Origin of the sequence: Rhizobium sp. BK491, assembly GCF_014194925.1 — a bacterium.
Classification (GTDB): Bacteria; Pseudomonadota; Alphaproteobacteria; order Rhizobiales; family Rhizobiaceae; genus Rhizobium.
Map to the genome: position 1 here is coordinate 203,216 of NZ_JACIAR010000003.1, position 25,534 is coordinate 228,749.

Below are 25,534 nucleotides of genomic sequence, written 5' to 3' on the forward strand. Positions count from 1 at the left end.
TTTCTAGGGTTGGCATGTCGAGGATGGATCTAATTCCTCAGATATCGTTCCTGAGCAGCCGGGTCATTCCGGGTCACTAAAGTATCCTCGTCATTCATCGCATTCAGCTTTCCGACATCATGCCGGTCGAATTCGCATGGTCAATAATTGACTAGGGCTGCGGGAGTATGAAGGCCACACCCGGCGCCAACAATAAATTTTCTCTGAATGTTGCCATAATCTCCTTGAGATCAGTTGTCAAACATACCGAATGTATGTATATAGAATCCAAGCTTGGACGAGGGGCGCTTTTCAAACTCCGAGTCCGACCGCCATCCGACACTCTGTGTCGGTAGCTGCAGCCCATCGTTCCAATCCGATGCGGCTGCCCACCCCGATCGGTTGACCTCCGATCAAGACGAGAAGGATTCGGCTTTCCCTCCGAATCCTTCTCTTTTTAATTTTTAAGCTGTTTGGACTTTTGCCTTCCGTGGATGCGGAAATAGTCGCGCTCCGTCTGGTAACACTCGATCTTGTCGAATTCGACCTGAGCGAACATGTCCCTCGACTTTATAGAGGTTTACCGCGTGCTGTTCATGCCGCCGGCTGCAGCAATTCCTCGATCTGCCCGCGGAGCCAGCGATGCGCCACACTCGATCGCGGCGATGCCAGGTCCGGACCAATGGAAAGCTCGGCAGGACGAAGAGCACCTTAAGACATAGACGCATGGCAATACGCTCGAATTGTCCTTCGGCCAGGACATCGCGTTCGCGACGGAGCAGTTGAGAGCACTGGCCAGGCCCGCCTGCATCCATCTAAATGTTGCGGAACCTTTTGCCGTCCAGCGCTTTTCATTGGACGATTTCAGAAACCATGTAGTTGTCACTTGTCGCGCTCATCCCCCAACGACCACCACCAAGCCCGAGCTCTCGTCCCCCTTGGATTTCTGAATTTCTTCATGGCCGATGTTCAGGCGGGCATCGGACCCTTCCTCGGGGTTTTCCTCGTCGCCCATGGCTGGCAAAGCGGATCGATCGGCTCCGTCATGACGATCGGTGGGATTGCGGGGATGGTGATGATGGCCCCCGCCGGAGCGTTCATCGATGAGACCACGCATAAGCGCACATGCGTGATCGTGCTTGGCATCTGCACGGTCCTTGCCTCGATGATCATATTGGTGTCACAGTTCTTCTGGGTCGTGGCGCTGTCCCAGGTTGCGACCGCTATTGCCGGCGCCGCGATCGGGCCAGCGCTTAATGGCATTACTCTCGGCATTGTCCGGCAGGTGGGCTTCAATCGGCAGAATGGTTACAATCAGGCATTCAATCATGCCGGCAACCTTGTCGGTGCCGGGCTGTCGGGGTGGCTCGGCTGGATGTTCGGGCTGACTGCCGTGTTCTGGCTGTCAGCCGTCTTCGGCGTGCTGACTATCATTTCCGTGCTGATGATCCCAGCCGACGCGATCGACGATGACGAAGCCCGCGGCGCGACCCTTGCCACCGTTGGTCCGCCGGGAGAGGGGGAGCCTGCCAGGCACCGAAAACCGAGCGGCTTCAAGGTGCTTGCCGAATCGAAGCCGCTGCTCATCTTGGCCGGTGCGCTTGCATTGTTTCATCTTGGCAACGGCGCGATGTTGCCATTGTTCGGGCTGGCTGTCGTCTCCGCCGGTCAGGCCGATCCCGCGGGCTTCGTCGCGCTGACGGTGGTGGTGGCGCAGGGCACGATGATCATCACTTCTCTGATCGCGATGCATATGGCGGAAAGGAGAGGACAATGGCTCGTGCTGCTGGTCTCGTTCGCCTCCTTGCCGATCCGCGGTTTCGTGGCGGCGCATCTGATTACGTCCTGGGGGGTCTATCCCGTTCAGGTTCTCGATGGTATCGGCGCGGGCTTGCAAAGCGTTGCCGTGCCGACGCTCGTCGCCCGCATCCTGAACGGAACCGGCCGTATCAATGTCGGCCAGGGCGTCGTCATGACCATGCAAGGGGTCGGCGCATCCCTGAGCCCGGCGATCGGCGGCTGGCTGGCGCAGGAGATCGGTTACAGCACGATGTTCATGATCCTCGGCAGCTTCGCGCTCGGGTCGATTGCGCTTTGGGTCGGGTTTCATGGAGTGGTGCGGGTTGCCGCTTCCACACCGGGGCGACCTCAGGGCGTTGTGTTCTCAGGTGATTGATTGCCTATCTCCACCCTATTGCGGGGCCAGGAAAGCATCATCCTTTGGGCATATCCCTGAGCGCTCCGATCAATCGAGTTTTACCGTGGCGCGGCCGCTCGTGAGATCCCGAATAGTGTCAAAAACCTGTTCGGCGAGCGACGCGGCTATGGTCACGCTGAGCAGGGCTCCGGATTCGGTGAAACGCTCTTCCAGAACCTGCACGCCGGCCTCGCTATGAAGTTTCGCTTTTACGAGAGCGAGGTGCGAAAACTGCACATCGATCGTTGCCGCAATGGTCGGCAGTATTTCTCTTTTTTCCGCGCGTTGCAGACATTGCGCGGCAGTGCCGCCATAGGCGCGGATCAGTCCGCCTGCACCCAAAAGAGTGCCGCCGAACCAGCGTGTTACGACGACGGCGACCATATCCAATTCGAAGCCGTCGATAGCCTGGAGGATCGGCTTGCCGGCCGTGCCGCTCGGCTCGCCATCATCGCTGAAGCGATAGTTCTGTCCGATACGCCAGGCCCAGCAATTGTGATTGGCATCTGTGACAGAGTGCTGCGCGACAAACGCCTGTGCCGCCTCGGTATCGGCGATCGGAGCTGCCGTCGCAACGAACCGGCTTCGCTTGATTTCTTGATTGGCGGTGGCGATCGAAACAAGCTCAAACATATGGCCTCTTAGCCAATTTCGTGCACGCTGCGAAGAGGCAGCTGCCGCCGCCCGAAAAGACATGCGGTGGCGCGCGGTGAGATAAAATGAATTGGATGAGCATAGCCGTGGAAAGTATCCAAGGCCTTCGATGGCGTAGCCGAAGCTCGTCGAGCATGATCCAGGCAGAGAAAGCTCTGCCTCATTTGCATGAGGCAGAGCAGAGAGCCTTATCGGCGCCTCGTGCGAAACTTTGTTGGGGGCGCAAGTATTCGCACGCACGCAGTGTACAACGGCTAGCTGAAACGTAGCTGAGGCTCTGAAGCTCCATGATCTTATGGTCTTCGACCTGAAATCCGAATTCGCCTTGAAATCAAGGTGATAGAACGGGAGGTCGCCCGAAGGCCATCCACACTTTTTGGCATTTTGCTTTAGCCGCGAGTCTCATGCACCCGCAGCCGGCGAGGCGGTCGACGTCACGTCGGCGACGTCGATTCCTCGGCCGTGAGAGGCACGATGGAACTCTGTGACTACTTTGCCGCGGCCCTGGACATGCCGGCCTGGAGGTCAGCCTCATCGGCAACGATGGAAGCCGCCTCGTTCTGCAGGATATCCTTTGCGTTCTTGCGGGCCTTCTCGATGGCGATATCGGCGCTCAAGCTGCGCTCATTGGCCTGCAGGCCATCATCCTCGCCGGTATCGATGCCATCATTCGCCTGCCCGCGCGCCTTGATGCGGTTTGCCTGGGCGGTCAGCTCATTGCGACGTTCGGCTTCGTTGAGAGAGATGACCTTCTTGTCGCGCTGCTCCTTCAGCGTGGTGAGGTCTTCCACGAAGCGCTTATATTCCGGATCGTCCTTCACTCGCGCGTCATGGCGGCTTTGCAGCTGCGGCAGCAGCGCCTGGAGGTCACCCCAGGGCTTGTAGTTCGCAGGCTTCACCTGTGTCCAAGGCAGCGCGTTGTCGTAGCTGGATTCGCCGAAGGTCTTGAGGTCCGAAATTCCGGGCAGGCTGATATCCGGCGTCACGCCGCGCAACTGCGTCGTACCGCCGTTGATGCGGAAGAATTGAGCGACGGTCAGTTTCAGCTCGCCGAATTTCGGTTTCTGATTGTGGGCCACCTGATCAAGATTGACCACGGTTTGCACCGTGCCCTTGCCGAAGCTCGGTTCGCCGATGATCACGCCGCGCCCGTAATCCTGGATCGCTGCGGCGAAGATCTCGGAGGCCGATGCCGAGCCGCGATTGATCAGCACGCCGACCGGGCCGGTCCAGGCCGGGGCGGCAAGATCATCGCTTTCGACCTCCACCTCGCCGCCTGCATCGCGCTGCTGGACGACAGGACCCTTGCCGACGAAGAGCCCCGTCAGGTCGATCGCTTCCGACAGCGAGCCGCCGCCATTATTGCGCAGGTCGATCAGGACGCCGTCGACCTTCTCCTGCTTCAATTCGCCGAGAAGCTTGGCGACATCGCGGCTGGCGCTGCGGTAATCCTTATCGCCCTTGCGCCGGGCTTCGAAATCCTCATAGAAAGCCGGCAGAGTGATCACGCCGATCCTGCGCGTCGTATTGCCGTCCTTCACGGATAGGATCGTCTGCTTGGCGGCCTGTTTGTCGAGGCTGATCTTGTCACGGACGAGACTGATGACGTGATGCTTGCCGTCCGGCCCGGCATCAGAAGGCAAAATGTCGAGGCGCACGACCGAGCCCTTGGCGCCGCGTATCATCTGCACGATTTCATCGAGCCGCGTGCCGACGACTTCCTTGATCTGGCCGTTCTCGCCTTGACCGACACCGATGATGCGGTCACCGACCGCAAGCTTGCCGGACAATTGCGCCGGGCCGCCGGCAACCAGTTCGCGGATCGTCGTATAGTCGTCCCTTTCCTGCAGCACCGCGCCGATACCGACCAGGGAAAGTTTCATCGAAATATCGAATTCCGCCGAGGCGGTCGCGCCGAAATAGTCGGTGTGCGGATCGACTGACGTCGTATAGGCGTCCATGAATGTCTGGAAGACATCGTCGTTTTTGTATTTATAGGCGCGCTCCAGCGAGTTTTCGTAGCGCTTGTCGAGCGTATCGCGAATGGCGGCATCATCCTTGCCGGCAAGCTTCAGGCGCAGCCAGTCGTTCTTGACGCGTTTGCGCCAGAGATCATCGCTTTCAGCTTCGGTTTGTGGCCAAGGCTCCTTGTCACGCGCAAGCGCGTAGTCTTCCTTGGCGGTGAAATCCAGCTTCTGATTGAGGAGGCTGCGCGCATAGGTCATGCGATCGACGACGCGCTGCTCATAGACGTTGAAGATGGAAAACGGGATGTTCAAGTCTTCCTGATTGATGGCGTCATCGATCTTGGTGCTGCCTGCCATGAACTTGTCGATATCGCTCTGCAGGAAGATGACACGATCCGGATCGAGGGATTTGATGAAGCGATTCATGATCCGGGCGGAGAGAACGTCGTCGAGCGGAACGGGCTTGTAGTGGAAGCGCTGCAGAAATTGCGCCGTCAAATGAGCGGCCTGCGCCTGCTGCGGCAGCGGTGTCAAAACTGGCGGTGAACCGGCTTCCAGAGCATATGCCGATGACGCAAATGCCAGGAACAGGCAGAAGAAACCATATTTCGTACGCATCAAGTCTTGGCCCGATTCTCAACGTTAAATGTTCAATCTATAATCTAGGTGGAACAATTATGGTTTTTTGGCAACCGGACAGATGCTTTCCTTCGGGAAAGATTCTCGAAACATTTGTGTTACGCGAGTGCGAAGACGGTCAACACGGCCGCGAATACGAAGCTGCACCTACCGGGTTCGACCTTGGAATGCCGTAGAAGATGCTGCGCGAAACGTTTCTTGGCCATGCCGAGGTGCATCGGGGATATCGTCCTCGGATTTTGAGGGGCAGAGGAGCTTTCTTGGGTCTCGCGACGGGCAATGTGCGACAACGGAGAGGTGAGCGAAAGCAATGTTATTTCCTGGCGCGCCTTCATCGCAGTAGGCGCAGGCCACCAGGCCGAAAAGTTTCGCGTCGGTAACGCGTGCGCTTCCTCTCGCATAGCGGGGAGGCGCGTATCATGCGGATTGGATATGGCAGCCGGTACGGCTTTAACGAATTGTGGAAGAAGACCCGGAGGGAAACCAGGTCTTCTTCCGTCTCTGATCGGAGGTCTAGTTCAGATCAGATCAGAAGCTGCGCTCGAAGCGGAGGATGCCAGCCCACTGGTCCTTGTTGATGGAGTCCCAGTTGGTGTAGGTGACTTCCGGCTCGATGAGCAGGTTCTTGACCGGCTTCCACTTGACGTTCGTGGTTGCCGAGAAGGTCTTGTTGTCGGTGTAGGCGAGCTGCAGGTTCCACTTCAGCTTTTCGTTGACCGGTACGCCAACGCCGCCCCAGACAGCCCAGTCGCCCCAGCTCTGGCCAATCGAATCGCCAGGCGCATACTTGTTGAGCTTCTTGCCGTCGGTGTTCCAGCCGCCCATCAAGAAGGCGTCGAATACGCCGAAGTCGGCATCGACACGGGCCTTGATGGCGCCTTCTTCGACGATCGAGTCGTAGCCGCCAACCACCTTGAAGGACCATGCGCCAGCCTTGTAACCAGCACCGGCAACAACGTCAGGGATGTAGTGGTTCGTGCTGTCTTCGCCGTTTGCGCCAGTTGCGCCCTTACCGGAGTTCGAGTCTTCAACCGAGATCACAGCCGTGAAGCCGTTGCCGGCGTCGTAGTTGTAGGTGATCTGGTTCAATTCGTACGGGCCATCAGCGATCACGTCGTCGTTGATGACGTCGCCGGCGTAGCCGGTGAAGACGTTGAACTGCGAGTCTTCCTTACCAACGGTGAAGCCGCCGAGGCTGATGCTGGCATGCAGCAGATTGGTAGCCGTAGCGCCGCCGTCATTCCAGTCCCAACGCAGCTCGGTGTTGGTCTTCAGCGCACCGTATTCGGTGTCGGTTGCCGTCTGCAGCTGCAGCTCAGCACGCGTGTGCCATAGAGTGCCAAAGTGAGTGTCTGGGCTGTAGGCGTCGTACCATTTGCCTTCGGTACGAACCTTACCGCCGATCTTGAGGCAGGTTTCCGTGCCCGGGATGAAGAAGTAGCCAGCACCGTATGCGTCGCAGATGCGAACGTATTCCAGCGGCTCGGGCTCAGCAGCGACGATTGCGTCAGCCGCGTGGGCGCCGGATACTGCTGCAAGCGCAGCAGCGGAGCCGAGAAGAAGGCTCTTGATATTCATTTTTTCTCCAATCGATTTGCCGGATCGGAACGTAGCCGGAGGTTTTCCACCACGTTCATCAATTAGGCGTTCCCTCTAACCGAAAGCCCGAAAGACTTTCGTATCGGCACGCTAGCGGTGCTTTTGACGCATCGGAATAGAATAATTCGAAGTGATAAAGTAATTACCGTCATAAATTCGTCAAAGATGCAAAAATACACCATAAAATCACACGATCTTAGTATGTATATGAAGTATATTAGAAATCTATACGTAATAAACGTACAAGATGTATGTTATTAATCGAAATTTTGTAAAAGTAATAAGTAAAGAATACAAACTATACAATAACTGCCGAGGTGTGCTTGCAGGGCGAATCCTGATGCGATCTCACTCAAGTCAGTTAGAGGGGTTGCAGAAGGATCGGAGATCTGCGGGGGAGAGGCAAAAGTGCCGCTCGGCAGTGCGCCTGAAGCCGAACTAGGCCGCAGGCCACTTGCGAACTCGGGCAATACTTCAGCAGCCGATGTCCCCGGCCAAATGGCTGGATTGCGAGACCGGCGCGATTGTGGGACCGTCCGGCCTACATGGTTCTCAGCCGTGCAGAATGCTTTGAAGCCGCCGAAGTAGATCCCTCTGTGGTTTAATGGGCTTCCGCGGGGACCAATGGAACTTCCGTGCCATTGGCGTCGTAAAGCTTACCGTTCAGGAAATAATCGCCGTCATGCAGGCCGGCAATGTCCTGATAGCGGATCAGACGTTCCGTTCCCGCAACGAAGACCGATTGCTGATCCGAATTTCCGGTCGTCAGGTGGTTGAACAGGAGGTTCAGCATGATCGCCATCAGCGCCGCCGAGCTGATACCGGAGTGGAAGATGGTGATGATCCATGCGGGAAAATGCTCGTAGAAGCCAGGCGACGCGATCGGGATCATGCCGAAGCCGATCGAGGTCGCCACGATGATGAGATTCATGTTGTTTTCATAGTCGACCTTGGCGAGCGTGCGGATACCGCTTGCCGCGACGGTCCCGAAGAGGACGAGCCCCGCCCCGCCGAGTACGGAGCTCGGAACGGCAGCGACGATGCGGCCGACGATCGGCAGCAAGCCGAGAGCGACGAGAAAAAGGCCACCGGTCGCCACGACAAATCGGCTCTTGATGCCGGTCACGGCCACAAGGCCGACATTCTGGGCAAAGGCACTCTGCGTGAAGGAGCCGACGACCGGGGCGAGGATGCTGGACAGCATATCGGCGCGCAAGCCGTCGCCGAGCCGGCGCGCATCGACCTTGGTGCCGACGATCTCGCCGACAGCGAGAATATCCGCCGAGGTTTCGACCAGTGTCACCATGATGACGATGCACATCGAGATGATCGCGGCAATATCAAACACGGGATAGCCAAAATGGAAGATCTGCGGCAAAGCGACAAATGGCCCGTTCATTACTCGGGAGAAGTCGGCAATGCCGGCTACATAGGCGATCCCCGTGCCGACGATGATGGCGAGCAGGATCGAGAGCCTTGATATGGCAGCACTCCCCAGCTTGCTGAGCAGCAGCACGATCATGAGTGTCGCGGCGGCGAGCAGGACATTGGCCTGGCTGCCGAAATCCGGTGCATTCCTATTGCCGCCCATGGCCCAGCCCGCTGCGACCGGCATCAGCGTCAACCCAATGGTCGTGATGACGATGCCGGTGACGATCGGCGGAAAGAAGCGGGTGATGCGTGAAAAGACCGGCGTGATGAGGAGCCCGATGAAGGATGCTGCAATGACCGCGCCGAGAACGGCCTGTATGCCACCATGCCCGGTAATGGCAATCATCGTCGCGACGCCGGAAAAGGATACGCCCTGTACGAGGGGAAGGCGGCTGCCGAAAAACGGTATCCCGATTGTCTGCAGGATGGTCGCAAGACCGCCGGCAAACAGCGATGCGGTCACGAGCAGACCGACGTCGGCCGGCGTCAGGCCCGATGCCTGGCCGATGATCAACGGAACGGCGACGATGCCGCCATACATCGTCAGAACATGCTGAAGGCCATAGGCCAGGTTGGCGCCGATGCTGAGTTTTTCATCTTCGGGGGGTAGGCGCGCGGTATTTTCCTTTGCTGCTGCCAAGGTAATCTCCTCCATACCTTTGCGTTTCTCGTTTCCTCCAAACGAGGGCTGCACGTTACGGCGTGCGCCGTCACAAGACTTTATAGAAAAATGCGAAACACCTTATCGGCAGGCCGCGCCCGGTTTCGTGGGCAGATACCGCGCTCCGCCGGCGGCCGTTTAAAAATGCCCGGTCTTGGTCCAACTGAGATAGGGCGAAAACTGATGTCGGCACGCATTGTCGCAGGACTTATGCATCTGCCGAACCAATACAGTCTCGGGAAAGACTGTATATGCAGAGCCTATAGCGGAGTTGCGATTCGAATATCATTCAGAAGATTTGGATGGATTGTATGAGTGAATACCAAAATAAGGCAGTCAAGCTGCTGGCTTCGACTGTGAGCGATGGGTCTCTAATGGATTTGAATGATCGCAGGGATGCATTTCTGCACAGAGCTCTGGAGCTTTATTTTGCGGCCGGTGGCACCGAAGATGCTATCCAGCCGATGGTTGAGAAAGTCTATTCGGCGAGTAAGCCGCGCGTGGATATAGCCGTCGGCGATGTGCTCTACAAATTGGCCGGTATCGGTCACGCATGCGATATTGATATCATACAGGCAGGTTACAACAAGCTCGACGACGCCAAGCAGACATTTGCGGGCGAGCATCATCACCCCTGATAGAAGTAGATTCCTTCCAGGCCAATGATGAATGTTGCAAACGAGCCCATCCGTTGTGTGGATGCCTGGGCTCTTGGCCAGCCCGCACGGGTTGCGTGCACTTCAACAGTGCCATCTCGGTGCCCGCTTCCCTTTAAAAAGGTTGAGATGAAACCGCACCATCAGCCTGAAAAGGGGCGTGTTGAAGCATCATATCCATATCCGCATATATCGTGCACATTATTTGATGAAGCAGTGATTATCGTGCGCAGAAAGAAGATTTTAATCTCCAAATCGCGCACCTCTTGCATGGCCTTGCTGATATTCTGAGCATCAATGATCTGCCGGGCTGCGGAAGGGGAAAATACAAAGAATGACCGACAATGCGATCTATGTGTACCAGTCGATTGCGCGTGCGGTGCGCGATCACGATGTCGGCACGATGTTCGGTCTCATGGGAGATGCCAATCTCTTTATTATCGACCATTATGTGCGCGGATGCGGCGGCCGCTTCGTGCCGGCAGCGCATGAGGGTAGTTCGGTTCTGATGGCGCTTGCCTATGCTCACGTCGCGGGTACGGTGGGCGTGGCGAGCGTGACCCACGGTCCGGCTTTGACCAATTGCGTCACCGCGCTCACCGAAGGTGCCCGCGGCTCCATCCCCATGGTGCTCCTGGCGGGCGACACGCCGGTCGTCAACCCGCACCATCTGCAGAGCATCGATCAGCGCGAGGTGGTCAAGGCCACCGGCGCCGGCTTCGAGCAGATGCGCTCACCGGAAACTGCAACCCGGGACGTTGCTCGCGCTTTCTACCGTGCCCGGGTCGAGCGGCGTCCGATCGTCTTGAACATGCCGGCCGATTTCATGTGGTGCGAACAGCCTCACGAGCGGGCTGTCTTCGAAGTCTTCGATGCTCCCGGATATGTGCCCGAGGGTGACGCGCTGGACAGGGCCATCGGCATGATCGCTTCGGCAAAGCGTCCGCTCATCCTCGCGGGTGGCGGGGCTTGTGGTGCGCGCGATCAGCTGATCCGGCTGGCGGATCGGCTGGAGGCTCCGCTTGCGACGACCTTGAAAGCAAAGGGGCTCTTCGGCGGTCATCCCTATAATATGGATATTTTCGGTACGCTGAGTACGCCCGCCGCCTATGACCTGATTGCCAGGACGGATTGCCTGATCTGTTTCGGAGCGGGGTTGCATGATTTCACCACCGACCGGGGCAAGCTCCTGAAGGGCAAGCGCATCGTCCAGATCGATATGGATGCGCGCGCCATCGGCAAGAACATTCATCCGGATGCAGCCCTGGTAGCCGATGCAGGATTGACGGCAGACAATTTCGTTCATTGGCTGGACGAGGCGGAAATTCCGCCGAGCGGCTTCACGCACGAACTGGATGTCCTCTCGCTCACCACCCACCCATCCGATCAGCGCGGCAAGACGAACACGGGATATGTGAATTACATCTGGGCGCTCGAAGAGCTGGAAAAAGCTCTGCCGAAGAACAGGGTGCTTGTGACAGACGGCGGGCGTTTCATGACCGAGGTCTGGTGCCGGATTTCGGTCAGCGATCCCGGCAGTTTCGTCGTGACGGCAAATTTCGGCTCGATCGGCCTTGGGTTGCAGGAAGCAATCGGCGCAAGCGTTGCTGCGCCGGATCGACCGGTGGTGCTTTTCACCGGGGATGGCGGTTTCATGATGAGCGGCGTCAACGAGTTCAATACGGCCGTGCGTCTTGGGCAGGACCTGATCGTCATCGTCTGCAATGATTCCGCCTATGGGGCCGAACATATCCAGTTTCGCGATCGGAAGATGGACCCGGGGCTCACCCAGTTTAACTGGCCTTCGTTTGCCGAGGTCGCAACCGCGCTTGGCGGCCAAGGTATTGCGGTCAGCTCGGCCGACGAGCTGGAAGGCGCCCTGGGCGCCATCCGGAATCGCAATCGCCCGGTGCTGATCGAGCTGCGCCTCGATCCCAATGACGTGCCGCGCATGCGCATCTGACGATCTCCTGCGAGGGCACGAGAGGCAAAACCGCTTTCAGGGCTCAACATGTCGACATCGACTTGGCCAAGAGCTGTCGTCACCTCATGGCCGAAGGATTTCTTCAGCCGTTCGATGCTTGCTTTTGATTTGCCGCAATCGAATAGTCTTCTGCGAGACGGTATATGTCTCCAATACCGTCGATCTTGCCGCGCTGGGCGGCGGACTGGCGGAAGTTTCAAGGCGCGCCTTGTCCTCAATGAGCTATAGAATTTCGATGAAATCGAGCGAGTCGATGTTGAATTTCCTCAGCCTCCGCTCCGGCGTTAATTCAGCAGGTGAGGCATCGTGGTCGGCTTGATTCGCATCTATCGCTATCTGCTTGCCCTGCTTGCTTTGTCGGGTATCGCGATCTCATATTTTGCTGTCATACCGGGCGTGCATGTTTCGCGACTGACCATGACGTTGAATTTTTTCAGCTATTTCACCATTCAGTCCAATCTTCTCCTCGCTGCGATACTGCTTTGCGCGCAAATCGCGCCGCGCTCGTCGATTGGCCGATGGGCGAGCAAGCCGTCAATACGAAGCGCCGTTCTCATTTACGTCGGGATTGCGGGTATCGTTTATGTTTTGATGCTAAGGGACGTTTGGCACCCTCGCGGCTGGCAACTGCTCGGAGACCAGATACTCCATTATTGTGTTCCGGTGCTGTATGCCCTGGATTGGATTTTTCTGAGTGAACGCGGCAGGCTTTGCTGGCGCGATATGCTCTGGTGGCTGGCTTTTCCCGCAGCCTATTCCGCTTATACGCTTGCGCATGGATATATCTCTCACTTCTACCCATACCCGTTCCTGGATGTCCGCGATATCGGCCTTGAAGCCGTCCTGCAGAACATGGGGCTGCTGGCAGCAGCCTTTCTGGTTCTGGGAGGGGTGCTGACTTTTCTCGACTGGGTCAGCACCCGGCAACGGGTCTTTCGGCGCGCATAGGTTGCGGGAATAGGCAAAGTTGTTCCGGGGCACATTCGTCACGGAGCAATATGCCGCTGCAGGCGGCTCTCCTGTCTCCTTATTCGGCCAGCTGTGTAGCGGTGGCGGAGCTGGGCGCCCGGGTGCCGGAAAGGCTTGCCTGGCCGAGCGCTATGACGATGACGGCTGCGATGGTTGCCGCGACTGAAACCCAGAAGCCGTTGGCGGGGCCGAAACTATCCACCACCCAGCCGGAGACGAAGGCGCCGAGTGCCATGCCGATACCGATGCCGGTCATGACCCAGGTCACTCCTTCCGTCAGCATGGCCTCCGGTACGCGGCGTTCGATCAATCCGAAGGCAGTGATGAACGTCGGTGAAATGGCGACGCCGCTGAGGAAAACGGCAAAGGCGAGCAGTGCGACCGAGGTGCTGGCTACAAGAAGTGGCAGGGAGGTGATGGCAAGGACGGTGGCGGCCACCAGCAGCTGACGTTGCAGCGGCATTTTGAGGTTCAGCGCTCCAATGATGAGGCCGACGATGAAGGAGCCGAGCGCATAGACACCAATGACGATGCTTGCGGCACTCGGTTCGCCGAGCTGCTTGGTGATGGCCACGGCACTGACTTCCGCCGTAGCGAAGGTGGCTCCCACGAAGATCAGCGCGAGCGTGATGATCTGGACCGGCCGCTGCCAGATCGCCGAGTGCTGCGGCGCTTCGGCATCGATTGCACGAACCTTGGGCTCCGTCGATCGCTGCATCAGGAAGGCTGCTGATCCGAGCGCGAGGAAGATGGTGCTGGCGATCATCCCGGCTTCCGGGAACAGTGAAACGGCAAGTCCAACGGAAAAGGATGCGCCGGTGATGTAGACGAGCTCATCGGCTGCCGATTCGAATGCGAAGGCCGTGTTCAACTCGGGCCGGTCTCGAAAGATTTCCGTCCAGCGCGCGCGCACCAGGGCAGGTATGCTCGGCATGACAGCCGCGAAAAAGGCCGATGCGAACAGCGTCCAGGCGGGCCAGCCCTGATTTGCCGCGACGACCAGAATGATGAAGGAGAGGACCGAAACGATGGTGCTCGGCACGACAACGGCACTTTGACCGAGCCGGTCGACGAGGCGCGATATCTGCGGCGAGACGAAAGCATTTGTTAGAGCGAAGGTGGCCGAAACCGCGCCGGCCAGCCAATATTCGCCACGCGTCTGCGACAGCATGGCAACGATGCCGATCGGCGCCATGGCAAGCGGAAGACGTGCGAAGAAGGCGGCGGCTGAAAAGCCCTTGGCTCCGGGCGCTCGGAAAATCTCTCTATATGGATTGGACATCGGAACATTCCCCGAATTGAACGAGATTGCGTACGCATACGCGGCGTATGTCAATGGATAATTGCATACGTCGCGTATGTCAACTAATATACGCAGCGTATGCAAGTGAATGCAGAGAGCCGACGGAGACGCAATGCGCAAACCTCGCAGTGAAATGATTGCCGAAACGCGAGCCAAGCTGCTGACCGCCGCCCGTAAGGCATTCGGCAGCGTCGGCTATGCCGAGGCATCGATGGATGATTTTACAGCGACGGCGGGGCTGACGCGAGGGGCCCTTTACCACCACTTTGGCGACAAGAAGGGCCTGTTGCAGGCCGTGGTCAACGAGATCGATGCCGAAATGACCGCAAGGCTCTGTCAGATCTCATCTCAAGCACCGTCGCGCTGGCAGGCATTCGTTGACGAGAATGTCGGTTACGTCGAGATGGCGCTGGAGCCGGAAATTCAGCGCATCATGTTTCGTGACGGTCCGGCCGTGCTCGGCGAACCCTCAGGGTGGCCGAGCGCCAACGGTTGTATCGCCACGATTACAGAAAGCCTTCGCTGTCTTCGCGAAGACGGTATCATCGTCGATATTGACCCGGAAGCGGGCGCTCGCCTGATCAATGCGGCAAGCAGCTGCGCGGCGCAATGGATCGCCAATTCGGACGATCCAGAGACGACCTCGAAACGGGCGGTCGGCGCATTTCGCACTTTTCTCGAAGGATTGCGGGTCGAGAAGGGCTGATTTGCGTAGCGACGTGACGCCGTGGACGACGGCGGCACCCGGGTTATCGCTTGTCGTCCATTGCGCGATCAGGTCTTTGCGGCCTTGGCAAAGGTCGGATCGAATGTCTTCTCAAAGGGCACGTCGGCATTGGCGAGTTCGGGATCGAGCGTTTTCAGGACGCCCATCATGGAATTATAGCCTTCCATCGTGACCATGCCGTCCGGGGAATACATTTCCTTGGAATTCTTGAAGGCCTGCATATAGAGGTCGCGATTGCCGAGCAGATATTCCTCCGGAACGACGCCCGCGACATCTTCGGGGCTTGCAGCCGCGATCCATTTCAGGGCCTTCATGAATGCATTGACCGTCCGCTGCGTAGTGATCGGGTTTTCCTTGGCAAACTCGCGCTTGATGTAGACCGTTGCGGCCGGGTTCGGGCCGCCGAAGAGCGCACGGGTGCCGGCTTCGGTGCGCGTATCCAGCAGAACATTGATGTCGCCGTCATATTGCAGTTGCGCGATGACGGGATCGAGATGGGAAAGGCCGTCGATCTGACCGCTCTTGACCGCGGCAACCGCGCCGGCCCCGCCGCCGACGCCGATCAGCGATGCATCATCGGTCTTCAGCCCGTTTTTCAACATGGCATATTGGAACATCAGTGCTGTCGAGGAGCCCGGCGCGGTCACGCCGATCTTGCGGCCCTTCATATCCGCCATCGACTTGATCTCGCCGGCGAGATCCTTACGCACGGCAATCACGATGCCTGGGAAGCGGCCGAGATTGCAGATCGCGACGATATCCTGCCCCTTGTTCTGCATGCGGATCGTATGTTCATAGGCGCCGGCGACGACATCGAGGGAGCCGCCGATCAGGCCTTCGAGCGATTTCGACCCGCCGGCGAAATCATTGATGGTGACATTGAGACCTTCTTCCTTGAAGAAGCCTTTTCGCTCGGCGATCGTCAGCGGCAGGTAATAGAGCAGCGGCTTGCCGCCGACGCCGATCAACAGATCCGGCTTTTCCGGTTTCGCATCCTGTGCCGCGGCGGGCAAGATGCCGGCAAGCGATGCGCCGATCCCGAAGCTTGCCGTCCCGATCAGAAATGTCCTGCGTTCCATGTCCTTGTTCCTCCACTTCGCTATTCTCGATGCGCTACTGGCTGCGCCAGGAGAGCAGGCGCCGTTCGACCATCGTCATGACCCAATCCACCAGCAGGACGAATGCGGTCAGAACCACCATGCCCGCAAAGACGCCTGTCACGTCAAAGACACCTTCAGCCTGCTGGATGAGATAGCCGAGGCCGGCGGCCGAGCCCAGATATTCGCCGACAACGGCGCCGACGACGGCAAAGCCGACTGAGGTATGCAGGCTGGAAAACACCCAGGAAAGCGCGGATGGCAAATAGACATGGCGCAACAGCTGTCGCTCGTTCATACCGAGCATCCGGGCGTTGGACAGCACCGGCTGGCTGACCTCCTTGACGCCCTGATAGACGTTGAAAAAGACGATGAAGAAGACGAGGGTGATGCCGAGCGCGACCTTCGACCAGATACCGAGGCCGAACCACAGCGCGAAGATCGGGGCGAGCACGACGCGGGGCAGTGCATTGGCCGCCTTCACATAAGGGTCGAAGACGGCGGCAATCAGCGGTCGGCGCGCGAACCAGAAGCCGAAGACGATGCCGCCGAAGGCGCCGAGCAGAAAGGCCAGGATCGATTCCGATAGCGTGATCCAGAGGTGATACCAGATCGATCCGGTCGCAAACCATTGAATGACGCGCTGCGCCACCTTGAGCGGATCGGCAAAGAAGAAGGATATGGTTTTCGGGTTGCCGAAAAGGCCGGTATTCGTTGCGAGATGCCAGATAGTCAGAAGGGCCACAGCCACCAGGATTTGCAGCAGGAGAAGGAGAGAACGGTTCATGCGATCTCTCCGCTGCTCTGGCGATAGGCAGTCATCACCTCATCGCGCAGCGCCTGCCAGATATCACGATGCAGCCGGTTGAATACGGGATCGTGGCGTATCTCGCCGATATCGCGGGGCCGCTCCAAAGGGACCTTGAAATCGCCGATGATGCGGGATTTCGGACCGGCCGACATGATGACGACACGGTCGGCAAGGGCGATCGCCTCATCGAGATCGTGGGTGACGAACATCACCGCCTTGCGGTCCTCGGACCACAGTTTCAGCAGCAGGTCGCCCATGATCAGGCGGGTCTGCGCATCGAGCGGCCCGAAGGGTTCGTCCATCAGCAGCAGTTTGGGATTGCGGATGAGCACCTGGGCGAGGCCGACGCGCTTGCGCTGGCCGCCCGAGAGCATGCGCGGGAAACGATCGGCGAATGTGGCAAGGCCAACGCGACCCAGCCAATCCCGCGCAACCCGTCTTGCCTCGGCTCTATACGCACCCGCGATCTCAAGTCCGATCGCAACATTCTCGAGAACCGTTTTCCACGGCATCAGCGAATCCTGCTGGAAGAGATAGCCCGCCTGTATATTGATGGATTTCAGCGGCTGGCCGAAGACTTCGACCGTGCCGGACGCCGGCGTCAAAAGGCCCGCCGTCGCATTGAGAAGGGTGGATTTGCCGCAGCCCGTCGGCCCGACGATGGCCACGAACTCATGCGCTCCCACCTCCAGATTGGTCGCCGCCACGGCATCGAACCGTGTCCTGCCGGCTATTGCAAAGGAAATCGCCACCTGCTTCAGGCTGACCGCCCTCACAGCCTCCATCGTCATGCCCTGCTTTCCTCCCCGATATCCGTCTACCTCCGGCGGACATCAGGCATTGTCATGTTCGGCCAACAGATCAAAGCATGCCCGGCCAGTCAATATGCGGATTGGCTCTGCTCTCGCTCTGCTGCAGGGAAAAGATGCGAAGCCCCGACAGTTGCTGCCGGGGCTTCGCAAGTTTCGTTGGAATCGGGCGGTCAGGCTGCTCGCCGCCGGTGCCGGCCCTCCTGAACCTCCTCGACGATCTTGTCGACGAAGGCCGGAAGATCGTCGGGCGACCTGGACGTGATGATGCCTTCATCGGTCACGACCTTTTCGTCCTTCCAGGTCGCACCAGCATTTTTGACATCCGTCTTGATGGACCAATAGGAGGTTGCCTGGCGTCCTCGCAATGCGTCGGCCTCGACGAGCAGCCAGGGTGCGTGGCATATGGCGGCGACCACCTTGCCGGAATTAAGGAACTCGCGGACGACACGCATGGCGTCTCCTTCGAGGCGCAGCTTGTCGGGATTGATCTGGCCGCCCGGCAGCACCAGCGCATCGAACTGGTTCACGTCGACATCCTTGGCCAGGAGATCGACGTCGACGCTGTCGCCCCAATCGGTCTTGTCCCAGCTCTTGATGCTGTCCTTCTTAACGGAGGCAATCTTGACGTCGGCGCCACGCTTGCTGAGTTCGTCGAGCGGAACGCGGAGCTCTGAACGTTCGTAGCCGTCCGTCGCCAGAATGAGAATATGTGCGGAATTGATGGAAGGCATGATCTATCCTTTCGCTGTATCGTTGATCGGATGCCCGTTTCCAAACCCCAGCGGCAGGCAATCGTTCCCGAATTTCCGCGGGAACCGCAGCGAGGTCCGGCGGTTATGATGGCAATCGACAGGGAGAGAACGGATGGAGCAGGCAATCCAATTCGAGCAGTCCGGCTGGGTTCCCAACAACAGGCGATTTCCGGTTATCGTCTATCGGCAGGTGCTTGACGGCCCCGACAGGGCAGGGGCTTTCGAACGGCTATTTCAGACCAATGGGTGGGGCGGCCTCTGGCGAAACGGCGTCTATTCCTTTCACCATTTTCATTCGACGGCCCATGAAATATTGGGCATCGCCGCAGGTCAGGCCCGGCTGATGATCGGTGGACCCGCCGGTAAGGAAATCGCGGTCCAAGCCGGCGATGCCCTGCTGCTGCCAGCCGGAACCGGCCATTGCCGGCTGGAGGCGAGCAACGACCTGCTCGTGATCGGCGGTTATCCGCCAGGTCAGGAGGCCGATCTCTGCCGGGAAATGCCAACGGCCGAGCAGCAGGCGATGATCGACGAGCTTGGCATACCGGCAAGGGATCCGCTGAAAGGAGAGGCCGGTGGCCTCCGCTCCCTTTGGCATGGCAACACCTAGCGCCGGTGAAACAGAGCGTCACCAGATACCCGGCAGCAATCGGAATCGAACGCGCTTGGAATAGTCGGCATAGCCTTCCAACTCGCTATGAAGCAGCGTATCTTCCCAACTCGTGCGCAGGATCAGCACGGCGCTTGCCCAGGCGGCAGGGATCAAGGCCCACCAGGAACCCAGTGCCAATGCCAGTCCCGCAAATACCAAGATCGCGCTGACATAGCCGGGATGACGCACGTAGGCGTAGGGACCGTCGCTGATGACGTGCTGGCCGCGTTCGCGCTGGAGGCGCACGCCGGGTTCGAAGAATCGATTGACCGCCTGAGCCCATGTCGCGAGCGTGATGCCTGCCGCGAGCAGAAGATAACCGAGGATCACGATGAAGGTTGGCATCACCGACCATTCCATCCTGCCGGCATCCAGGGCTCCAAGCGGTATTTCGGCGATCATGCCCAGGAAGATCAGCGAGACCAGGATGAGATCCCAGCCTTTGGTTCCGGCCTGGAAGCGGCTGCGCGCTTGGAAGATGACCGGATTCACGCGCCGCATGATCAGAAACGCTATTCCATAGCTCACCACCAGGAACGCGATGAAGACCCATCCAGGCCGCCAGTCGAGACGACCGGCGGGCAGAAAGATAAGTACGAGCAGCGCCAGCGGCAGTCCGATCGCGTAGGATAAGGCCTTCGTGCGGGACATCGGCTCGGGCTCGGTAACGGTCATGTATTGGCTCCTCGCAGGACAAACCTGCTGTGCTCGTCGACAGATTCATACCGTATCGATGATGGAAGTGGACGGATCGAGCGGTTCGAAGCCTTGACACCCGATGCGCCGGGTTTAGACCGGCCGAATGTCATTGTGCTCCCTCCCCCGGAGATTCCATGAAATTCCTGGCATCCTTTTCCGCCTTCGTCGGCAAGACCTTTTCCATATGGGTCATCCTGTTTGCCGTCCTCGGTTTTTTCCTGCCCGACGTCTTCAAGCAGCTTGCCCCTTGGATCGTCGTGCTTCTCGGCATCATCATGTTCGGCATGGGACTGACCATATCCGTTGACGACTTTCGCGAGCTGGCGCGTCGTCCCCATGAGGTCGCGATCGGCGTCATCGCACATTTCGGCATCATGCCGGTGCTGGCACTGCTTTTGACGCGGATCATTCCGATGCCGCCGGAAGTCGCCGCCGGGGTCATTCTGGTCGGCTGCTGCCCGGGCGGCACCTCGAGCAATGTCATGACCTATCTTGCGCGCGGCGACGTAGCGCTGTCGGTCGCATGCACGAGTGTGACGACGCTGGCTGCGCCGATCGTCACGCCGTTCCTCGTGTGGATGTTCGCAAGCCAGTATCTGCCCGTCAATGCCTGGTCGATGTTCATTAGCATCTTACAGGTCATCATCGTGCCGCTTCTGCTCGGTTTTGTCGCGCAGAAAGCCATGCCCGGTCTGGTTCGTGCCGCAATACCGGTTCTGCCTCTTGTCAGCGTCATTGGCATCGTACTGATCGTTGCGGCTGTCGTCGGCGCATCGAAGGCGGCTATTGTCCAGTCAGGCCTGCTGATTTTTGCCGTCGTTATCCTGCACAACGGCCTTGGCTATCTCTTCGGCTACTATGCATCGAAAGTGCTCGGACTCAATTTCTACAAGCGCAAGGCGCTGGCTATCGAAGTGGGCATGCAGAATTCCGGCCTGGGTGCCGCGTTGGCGACGGCCTATTTCTCGCCGATCGCCGCGGTTCCCAGCGCCATCTTTTCCGTCTGGCACAATATTTCCGGCGCGACGCTGGCAAACTGGTTTGCCTCGCGCGAAGACGCCGACGCACCGCCGCGTCCCTGAAATATCTACGCTTGCGGGAAGGCGCGGGTCCTTCTGCCACCGCCTTTCTAGCCGGGCTGCTCGCAGCCGAGGGATCGTCGCTCAGCGCATATCCCTAGCAAGGGCACAATAGACGGATTGATCCGCAGCGTTGGAAAATCGAGTCACTGCGAGCGCAATCGGCGGCAGCCGCGACCCGGCGCCAAGATGGATCGTTGTGCCATCGGTGCGGAGGAGGTTCAGCTGCGCCGCCAGATCAGGTTCGTCCAAACCGTCAAAAATGCCGCGGCCGCTGATCTTCAAGGCAGCCTCCTTGGCGACCCAGAGTCGGTAACAGACCTCCAGCGCCGCTGCGCTATCGAATGTGGCCACGGCGGCCGCTTCCTTTGGCGAGAAGTGGTCGGCGGCAAAGGCTACCGGTTCGAAACCATTGATATCTTCAACCTCTATATCCACGCCGACAGCGCTTTTAGGCGAATAGCCCGCCAGCAGCACATCGGTGCGATGCGAAAGCGAAACGCCCAGTTCGTGATACGGAGGCCTTAGCGCCGGCCGCTCGCTGGGCCGGCGATAGATGGAAAGATCGTCCCGTTGTGTGGCTTCTCTCAAGGCCATTTGCGCGATCTGATCACGCTCTGCTCGTCCGCCGGGCATCGGGCGGACGAGGATGGCGATCGCATCAGCGACCGCCAGGACGACCTCGAATCGAGGGGTCGTCATACCGCGCTCACGCAGCGGCGGAGGGCAGGGTCTCTTTGTGAGCGACCGGAGCTGGCTCCTGCTCGGCTTGAACTGCCTGGGCGGGTGCGCCGACCCACGACGTTCCCTGCGGAATGGCCTCACCCTTCATGACCAGGGTCAGCAATCCGATTTCGGCGAAATCACCGACATTGGCCTCGTAAAGCACGGTGCTGCCTGAGCCGATGGAGACGCCTTCGCCGATCGTGATGTGGCCGACCTTCATGATGCGGTCTTCATAGAGATGGGTCTGCGGGCAGGATCCCATATTGAGAACCGCATGGTCGCCGATATGGGTGCAATCGAATTCGCAGATATCGGTGCTGTTGATCCACGCACCCTGGCCGATCTTGGCGCCGAAGGGACGGAGCAGCCAGGGCAGGAAAGGCGTGCCGCGCAGATAGTCGAGCAGCATCTTGCTGGCGAGACCGCCGTAAAACACCGCGACGGCCTCGGTACGCATCGCCCACCACGACCACATCGGCCGGTTCATCGGCTTGTAGGTGCCGATCAGCGTCCATTTGAATGCGACGGCGACGAGATAAAGGATGCCGGAGGTCGCCAGGCCCGCGGCCATCAGCGTCCAGAACAGGCTGCCCCAGGCACCGTTGTCGATTTCGCTGGCCAGCATGTCGGACATTGCGAGTGCCATGACGATCAGGATGGCTGTCGGCAGCGATGTGTGCATGGCCTCGAACAGGATGCGCACAAGGCGCATGCGGAGCGGCGGTGCATAGGTGGTGTTCGCAGCCGCCTCCAGCCTCTCGCGCGTCGGGAATTGGAAGGCGGGGCTGCCGCACCAGGTTTCACCCGATTTGACGTGCAGGGAGTCGGGCAGGCGCGTCTTGATGCCGATGAGCGAATCGCTCTCGATCACCGCACCCTGCGAGATGACGGAGGAGTTGCCGAAGAAGCAGCGATCGCCGGTCTTCAGGCGCTTGAGTATCATCCAGCCGTTCTGGATTTCCTCGTCGCCGAAGATGGTCTCGTCACCAATGAAGTTGTCGCGGCCCATTTCGATCAGATCGTAGCGGCCGGCGAAGTTTGCCGAGATCTCCGTGCCCTTGCCGATCTTGGCCCCCATCAGGCGGTACCAATTACGCATGAAGACGGTGGCGTACAGCGAATTCAGGGTTTCGAGCATGGCCTCGGTGGTCAGGCCGACGACCCATTTGCGGAAATAAAGATTGCCGAAGATGGAGTAGCGGCCCGGCACGACGCGAGGCAACAGCACCCATCTGAGCGCCACGACGACAGCCATGGACACGACGATCAGCAGGAAGGCGGCCGGCCAGGAGAGCGCGGCGATCATTCCCCAGGACAACGCTTCGTCCGATCCCGGTGCGTAGAGCTGCTGCACGGCAGAGAATAGATAGAAGGCCGGGAAGATCGGGAGCAGGCCGACGACGAGGCTAAGATTGTAGGCGACGAAATAGGCGGCGAACTGGAAGATACGCCCCGCGGTTCCAAGCTCCGGATGAGCGGGCATGTCTTCGTGCTCGGCATGCCCGGTCTGGCGGGCGGGCGAGCCGTCCCAGCGCGTATGGGCCTCGACATGCGTGCCAGCGGCAATCGCCGTCAGATCGCCGATGACGGCACCGTCGTCAATCTTGACGTTGTGACCGATGACGGAGCCATTGCCGATCTGCACGCCTTCGCCGATATCAATCGTGCCGACATGGATCTCGTTGCCGATGACTTCGACATTGGCGAGCTTGATCTTGACGCCGAGGCTGGATCTTGCACCGATGCGCACAAGGTCGATCGCACCCTCTTCGAACTCGTCGATCATCGCGTCCTTGCCGACCTTGGCGCCGAGTGCGCGCATATAGACGCGGATAAGTGGCGAACCTTTGAGGAATTTCGGAGCGGTGAGCTGTACGATGCGCTGCATCAGCCAGAGGCGGAAATAATAGGTGCCCCAGAGCGGATAAACGCCTGGCCGTGTGCGGCCGATCACAAGCCACTTCAACGCCACGACGATCAGCTTCTCGCCGAGATTGAGACCGAGGTAGACGCCGCCGAGAATGAGGATTTCATTCCAGAGCGATGCACCGTCATCGATCAGCAGGATCGAGGCAAGCAGCAGGCCGATCCATTGCAGCGTTGCGATCGCGACGATGAAGGGCAATACCACGGCTTGAGCGAGACCGCAGAAAAAACGCCGGCGCCACGGCACCGGTTCGAAACTCCTGCGCTCCTGTCCCGAGGTGCTCTCGGCGCGCTGCTCCAGGATCGCGGCAATGCCACGCAGCGTGCGGCCGGCATAGACGTCGCGCAGGGCGATGCTGGCGAGCAGCGGGATCTTGCGCACTTCGGAAACAAACCGGGCCGCCAGCATGGAATGGCCGCCGAGTTCGGTGAAGAAATCCGCTTCGAAGCCGATGGAACGCAGCCGAAGCGCCTCGGTCGCGGCCTTCAGCAGCTGTGCTTCCGTCCATGTGCGCGGCGGCTCTTGTGCCTGGGTCGGCTGGTCGGCTACGAGCGGGATCGCGGCCAGCGTCTTGCGGTCTATCTTGCCGGAAGGAAGCCGCGGCAGAGAGACATGACTATGCCAGGCGGCCGGTACCATGTAGGGCGGCAGCTTGGTTGCAAGCACGGCGCGGGCCTTGTCGCGATCGAAGCTGCTACCCGTGGTAACGATGTGGGCGACCAGCATGTCCTCGCCATCCGGCGGGCGGTGCACGACGACGGATGCGGCCTTCACGTCGGGAAGTTCGCCCACGACGGTTTCGATCTCGCCGAGCTCGATGCGATAGCCGCGAATCTTGACCTGATCGTCGATGCGCCCGAGGAAATGGAGCTGCCCTTCCTCGTCCATCAGCACGGCGTCGCCGCTGCGGTAAAGCACCGGATCGTCATGGCCTGCGAAGGGGTTGGCGACGAATTTTGCGGCGGTCAGCTGCGGCAGGTTTCTGTAGCCGGTAGCAACGCCCGGTCCGCCGATCAGCAATTCGCCGGTATCGCCGCGAGCAACGAGCAGCAGGTTTTCGTCGACGACGTAGGCGGTCGTGTTGGCGATCGGGCAGCCGATCGTGATCGGTCGGGAAGGATCGAGTTCGGCGTAGGTTGCAACCACCGTCGTCTCGGTCGGGCCGTAGGTATTGATCAGGCGCCGGCCGGCCTTGGAAAAGCGGCTGACGATCGCCGGAGGGCAGGCTTCGCCGCCGACGATGATGACGCGCAGGCTTTCGACATCGCGCTCGAGCATGGTGAGCAGGGTCGGTACGGTGTCGATGACCGTGATCTTTTCCGCTTCCAGCACATCCGCGAGCCTGTCGAGCTCGGCCATGACGGCAGATGTCGCAACCTTCAGCGTCGCGCCGACCAGATAGGGAACGAAGATTTCTTCGAGAGAAAGGTCGAAGGCGACCGAAGCTTGCTGCAGAACGACGTCCGATTCGACCATGCCGAGGACGTCGTTGCCGGCCCGCAGATAATGGCAGATATTCCGGTGCGTGATGACGATGCCCTTCGGCTTGCCAGTGGAGCCGGACGTATAGATGGCATAGGCCGGCTCATCGTGAGCGGCGGCGCGGGGCGCGACGCCATCATCGTCTTCTGCGAGCAGTGCCTTGAGGATCAGGGTTTGGCCGTCGAATTCGGGCGCGAGGGCCGCCTTTTCATCATGCGTCAGCAGCCATTTCGCGCCGCAATCGGCGAGGCTGACGGCCACGCGGTCGGCAGGGGCAGCGGCATCGAAGGGAATATAGGCAGCGCCGGCCTTGAGAATCGCCAGAAGTGCGACATGTAGCTCGAGGGAGCGCTGGAACCAAAGGCCGACGAAATCGCCGGGGCCGATGCCGCGACGGCTGAGCGCACGCGCTGCCTCATCGGAAAGCCGGTCCAGTTCGGCATAGGTCATCGCCTGGTTGGTTCCGATCAGGGTCAGTGCCGTCTTGTCGGGGCTGCGGGCAACCGTGGCCTTGAAGATGTCCACCAGGGTTTCATTGCGGACGAACTCAGGCCGAATGCCGCCTGAGGAGACCGAGAGGCTGGCATTTGGGGTAATCGAAGAAATCTGGATAGTCATGGTATCTTCTGCGGAACGAAACTCGGCACAATCAGCGTGCCATCTGCCCGTGCTTATACACCCTTCAATTTGCAGCTCTCTTACGGGCGTTGTCAGTGAATTGTAATGTTGGG

The 25,534-nt window shown here is 59.3% G+C and carries 19 protein-coding genes; 7 read left to right on the plus strand and 12 right to left on the minus strand.

Annotated elements, in window-relative coordinates; all coding sequences use genetic code 11:
- The first annotated feature begins 865 nt into the window (after positions 1–865).
- On the plus strand, positions 866–2,155 hold the full coding sequence (locus tag FHX05_RS15365; RefSeq protein ID WP_183872741.1) for an MFS transporter: 1,290 nt from the start codon (positions 866–868) through the stop codon (positions 2,153–2,155).
- Positions 2,156–2,224: 69 nt separating this feature from the next.
- Here the strand turns inward: FHX05_RS15365 and FHX05_RS15370 are convergent, their stop codons facing one another.
- The 4 genes from FHX05_RS15370 to FHX05_RS15385 form a co-directional block, all read right to left on the minus strand.
- Entirely contained in the window at positions 2,225–2,809 is a 585-nt protein-coding gene (locus FHX05_RS15370; protein WP_183872743.1) for a YigZ family protein, read from the minus strand.
- Between the two features lie 509 nt (positions 2,810–3,318).
- A complete protein-coding gene (locus FHX05_RS15375; RefSeq protein WP_183872745.1) occupies positions 3,319–5,415 on the minus strand; it encodes a carboxy terminal-processing peptidase in 2,097 nt (698 codons plus the stop codon).
- Between the two features lie 549 nt (positions 5,416–5,964).
- Positions 5,965–7,014: a porin gene (locus tag FHX05_RS15380; protein WP_183872747.1), complete on the minus strand. Its 1,050-nt coding sequence runs from the start codon at positions 7,012–7,014 to the stop codon at positions 5,965–5,967.
- A 622-nt stretch (positions 7,015–7,636) separates the two neighbouring features.
- Complete coding sequence (locus FHX05_RS15385; protein ID WP_183872749.1) at positions 7,637–9,121, minus strand: nucleobase:cation symporter-2 family protein; 1,485 nt, start codon at positions 9,119–9,121, stop codon at positions 7,637–7,639.
- 317 nt (positions 9,122–9,438) lie between these two features.
- Between FHX05_RS15385 and FHX05_RS15390 the strand changes: the two genes are divergently transcribed.
- The 3 genes from FHX05_RS15390 to FHX05_RS15400 all read left to right on the plus strand — a co-directional run bounded on the left by FHX05_RS15390 (position 9,439) and on the right by FHX05_RS15400 (position 12,715).
- Entirely contained in the window at positions 9,439–9,765 is a 327-nt protein-coding gene (locus tag FHX05_RS15390; RefSeq protein WP_246698959.1) for a hypothetical protein, read from the plus strand.
- A gap of 352 nt (positions 9,766–10,117) precedes the next feature.
- Positions 10,118–11,746 (plus strand): thiamine pyrophosphate-binding protein, encoded by a 1,629-nt coding sequence (locus FHX05_RS15395; protein WP_183872751.1) that lies wholly within the window; start codon positions 10,118–10,120, stop codon positions 11,744–11,746.
- Positions 11,747–12,073: 327 nt separating this feature from the next.
- Positions 12,074–12,715 carry a Pr6Pr family membrane protein gene (locus FHX05_RS15400; RefSeq protein ID WP_348648320.1) on the plus strand — a complete coding sequence of 214 codons (642 nt, stop codon included), beginning with the start codon at positions 12,074–12,076 and terminating at the stop codon, positions 12,713–12,715.
- Positions 12,716–12,794: 79 nt separating this feature from the next.
- On the opposite strand, the gene FHX05_RS15405 is transcribed toward FHX05_RS15400, so the two are convergent.
- Complete coding sequence (locus FHX05_RS15405) at positions 12,795–14,018, minus strand: MFS transporter (protein ID WP_183872753.1); 1,224 nt, start codon at positions 14,016–14,018, stop codon at positions 12,795–12,797.
- A 133-nt stretch (positions 14,019–14,151) separates the two neighbouring features.
- Here FHX05_RS15405 and FHX05_RS15410 point away from each other — a divergent pair, with 133 nt between their 5' ends.
- A complete protein-coding gene (locus FHX05_RS15410; RefSeq protein WP_183712099.1) occupies positions 14,152–14,745 on the plus strand; it encodes a TetR/AcrR family transcriptional regulator in 594 nt (197 codons plus the stop codon).
- Between the two features lie 68 nt (positions 14,746–14,813).
- Here FHX05_RS15410 and FHX05_RS15415 read toward each other — a convergent pair whose 3' ends face one another.
- From FHX05_RS15415 to FHX05_RS15430, 4 genes are all read right to left on the minus strand, one after another.
- Complete coding sequence (locus FHX05_RS15415; RefSeq protein WP_183872755.1) at positions 14,814–15,845, minus strand: ABC transporter substrate-binding protein; 1,032 nt, start codon at positions 15,843–15,845, stop codon at positions 14,814–14,816.
- 34 nt (positions 15,846–15,879) lie between these two features.
- Positions 15,880–16,650: an ABC transporter permease gene (locus FHX05_RS15420; RefSeq protein ID WP_112414397.1), complete on the minus strand. Its 771-nt coding sequence runs from the start codon at positions 16,648–16,650 to the stop codon at positions 15,880–15,882.
- Positions 16,647–17,465 carry an ABC transporter ATP-binding protein gene (locus FHX05_RS15425; RefSeq protein WP_183872757.1) on the minus strand — a complete coding sequence of 273 codons (819 nt, stop codon included), beginning with the start codon at positions 17,463–17,465 and terminating at the stop codon, positions 16,647–16,649. The genes FHX05_RS15420 and FHX05_RS15425 overlap by 4 nt, the downstream gene beginning before the upstream one ends.
- Before the next feature lie 191 nt (positions 17,466–17,656).
- Positions 17,657–18,217: a type 1 glutamine amidotransferase domain-containing protein gene (locus tag FHX05_RS15430; protein WP_112338224.1), complete on the minus strand. Its 561-nt coding sequence runs from the start codon at positions 18,215–18,217 to the stop codon at positions 17,657–17,659.
- A gap of 133 nt (positions 18,218–18,350) precedes the next feature.
- Here FHX05_RS15430 and FHX05_RS15435 point away from each other — a divergent pair, with 133 nt between their 5' ends.
- The gene (locus tag FHX05_RS15435) at positions 18,351–18,848 is read left to right on the plus strand and encodes a cupin (protein WP_183872759.1); all 498 of its coding nucleotides are present in this window, start codon (positions 18,351–18,353) and stop codon (positions 18,846–18,848) included.
- An 18-nt stretch (positions 18,849–18,866) separates the two neighbouring features.
- Here FHX05_RS15435 and FHX05_RS15440 read toward each other — a convergent pair whose 3' ends face one another.
- Complete coding sequence (locus FHX05_RS15440) at positions 18,867–19,565, minus strand: isoprenylcysteine carboxylmethyltransferase family protein (protein ID WP_183872761.1); 699 nt, start codon at positions 19,563–19,565, stop codon at positions 18,867–18,869.
- Positions 19,566–19,723: 158 nt separating this feature from the next.
- Here FHX05_RS15440 and FHX05_RS15445 point away from each other — a divergent pair, with 158 nt between their 5' ends.
- Complete coding sequence (locus FHX05_RS15445; protein ID WP_183872763.1) at positions 19,724–20,671, plus strand: bile acid:sodium symporter family protein; 948 nt, start codon at positions 19,724–19,726, stop codon at positions 20,669–20,671.
- 81 nt (positions 20,672–20,752) lie between these two features.
- Here the strand turns inward: FHX05_RS15445 and FHX05_RS15450 are convergent, their stop codons facing one another.
- Together FHX05_RS15450 and FHX05_RS15455 are read right to left on the minus strand one after the other, a co-directional pair.
- The gene (locus FHX05_RS15450) at positions 20,753–21,370 is read right to left on the minus strand and encodes a 4'-phosphopantetheinyl transferase superfamily protein (RefSeq protein ID WP_112338229.1); all 618 of its coding nucleotides are present in this window, start codon (positions 21,368–21,370) and stop codon (positions 20,753–20,755) included.
- 7 nt (positions 21,371–21,377) lie between these two features.
- Positions 21,378–25,421, minus strand: coding sequence for a Pls/PosA family non-ribosomal peptide synthetase (locus FHX05_RS15455; RefSeq protein ID WP_183872765.1), 4,044 nt, complete (start codon positions 25,419–25,421; stop codon positions 21,378–21,380).
- Positions 25,422–25,534 lie beyond the last annotated feature (113 nt).

What these genes read in the sequence shown, in the direction of transcription:
- FHX05_RS15370 (WP_183872743.1), bottom strand. Translation starts at nt 2,809, where the DNA reads ATGTTTGAGCTTGTTTCGATCGCCACCGCCAATCAAGAAATCAAGCGA.
- FHX05_RS15375 (WP_183872745.1), bottom strand. Translation starts at nt 5,415, where the DNA reads ATGCGTACGAAATATGGTTTCTTCTGCCTGTTCCTGGCATTTGCGTCA.
- FHX05_RS15380 (WP_183872747.1), bottom strand. Translation starts at nt 7,014, where the DNA reads ATGAATATCAAGAGCCTTCTTCTCGGCTCCGCTGCTGCGCTTGCAGCA.
- FHX05_RS15385 (WP_183872749.1), bottom strand. Translation starts at nt 9,121, where the DNA reads ATGGAGGAGATTACCTTGGCAGCAGCAAAGGAAAATACCGCGCGCCTA.
- FHX05_RS15390 (WP_246698959.1), top strand. Translation starts at nt 9,439, where the DNA reads ATGAGTGAATACCAAAATAAGGCAGTCAAGCTGCTGGCTTCGACTGTG.
- FHX05_RS15395 (WP_183872751.1), top strand. Translation starts at nt 10,118, where the DNA reads ATGACCGACAATGCGATCTATGTGTACCAGTCGATTGCGCGTGCGGTG.
- FHX05_RS15405 (WP_183872753.1), bottom strand. Translation starts at nt 14,018, where the DNA reads ATGTCCAATCCATATAGAGAGATTTTCCGAGCGCCCGGAGCCAAGGGC.
- FHX05_RS15410 (WP_183712099.1), top strand. Translation starts at nt 14,152, where the DNA reads ATGCGCAAACCTCGCAGTGAAATGATTGCCGAAACGCGAGCCAAGCTG.
- FHX05_RS15415 (WP_183872755.1), bottom strand. Translation starts at nt 15,845, where the DNA reads ATGGAACGCAGGACATTTCTGATCGGGACGGCAAGCTTCGGGATCGGC.
- FHX05_RS15420 (WP_112414397.1), bottom strand. Translation starts at nt 16,650, where the DNA reads ATGAACCGTTCTCTCCTTCTCCTGCTGCAAATCCTGGTGGCTGTGGCC.
- FHX05_RS15425 (WP_183872757.1), bottom strand. Translation starts at nt 17,465, where the DNA reads ATGACGATGGAGGCTGTGAGGGCGGTCAGCCTGAAGCAGGTGGCGATT.
- FHX05_RS15430 (WP_112338224.1), bottom strand. Translation starts at nt 18,217, where the DNA reads ATGCCTTCCATCAATTCCGCACATATTCTCATTCTGGCGACGGACGGC.
- FHX05_RS15435 (WP_183872759.1), top strand. Translation starts at nt 18,351, where the DNA reads ATGGAGCAGGCAATCCAATTCGAGCAGTCCGGCTGGGTTCCCAACAAC.
- FHX05_RS15440 (WP_183872761.1), bottom strand. Translation starts at nt 19,565, where the DNA reads ATGACCGTTACCGAGCCCGAGCCGATGTCCCGCACGAAGGCCTTATCC.
- FHX05_RS15445 (WP_183872763.1), top strand. Translation starts at nt 19,724, where the DNA reads ATGAAATTCCTGGCATCCTTTTCCGCCTTCGTCGGCAAGACCTTTTCC.
- FHX05_RS15450 (WP_112338229.1), bottom strand. Translation starts at nt 21,370, where the DNA reads ATGACGACCCCTCGATTCGAGGTCGTCCTGGCGGTCGCTGATGCGATC.
- FHX05_RS15455 (WP_183872765.1), bottom strand. Translation starts at nt 25,421, where the DNA reads ATGACTATCCAGATTTCTTCGATTACCCCAAATGCCAGCCTCTCGGTC.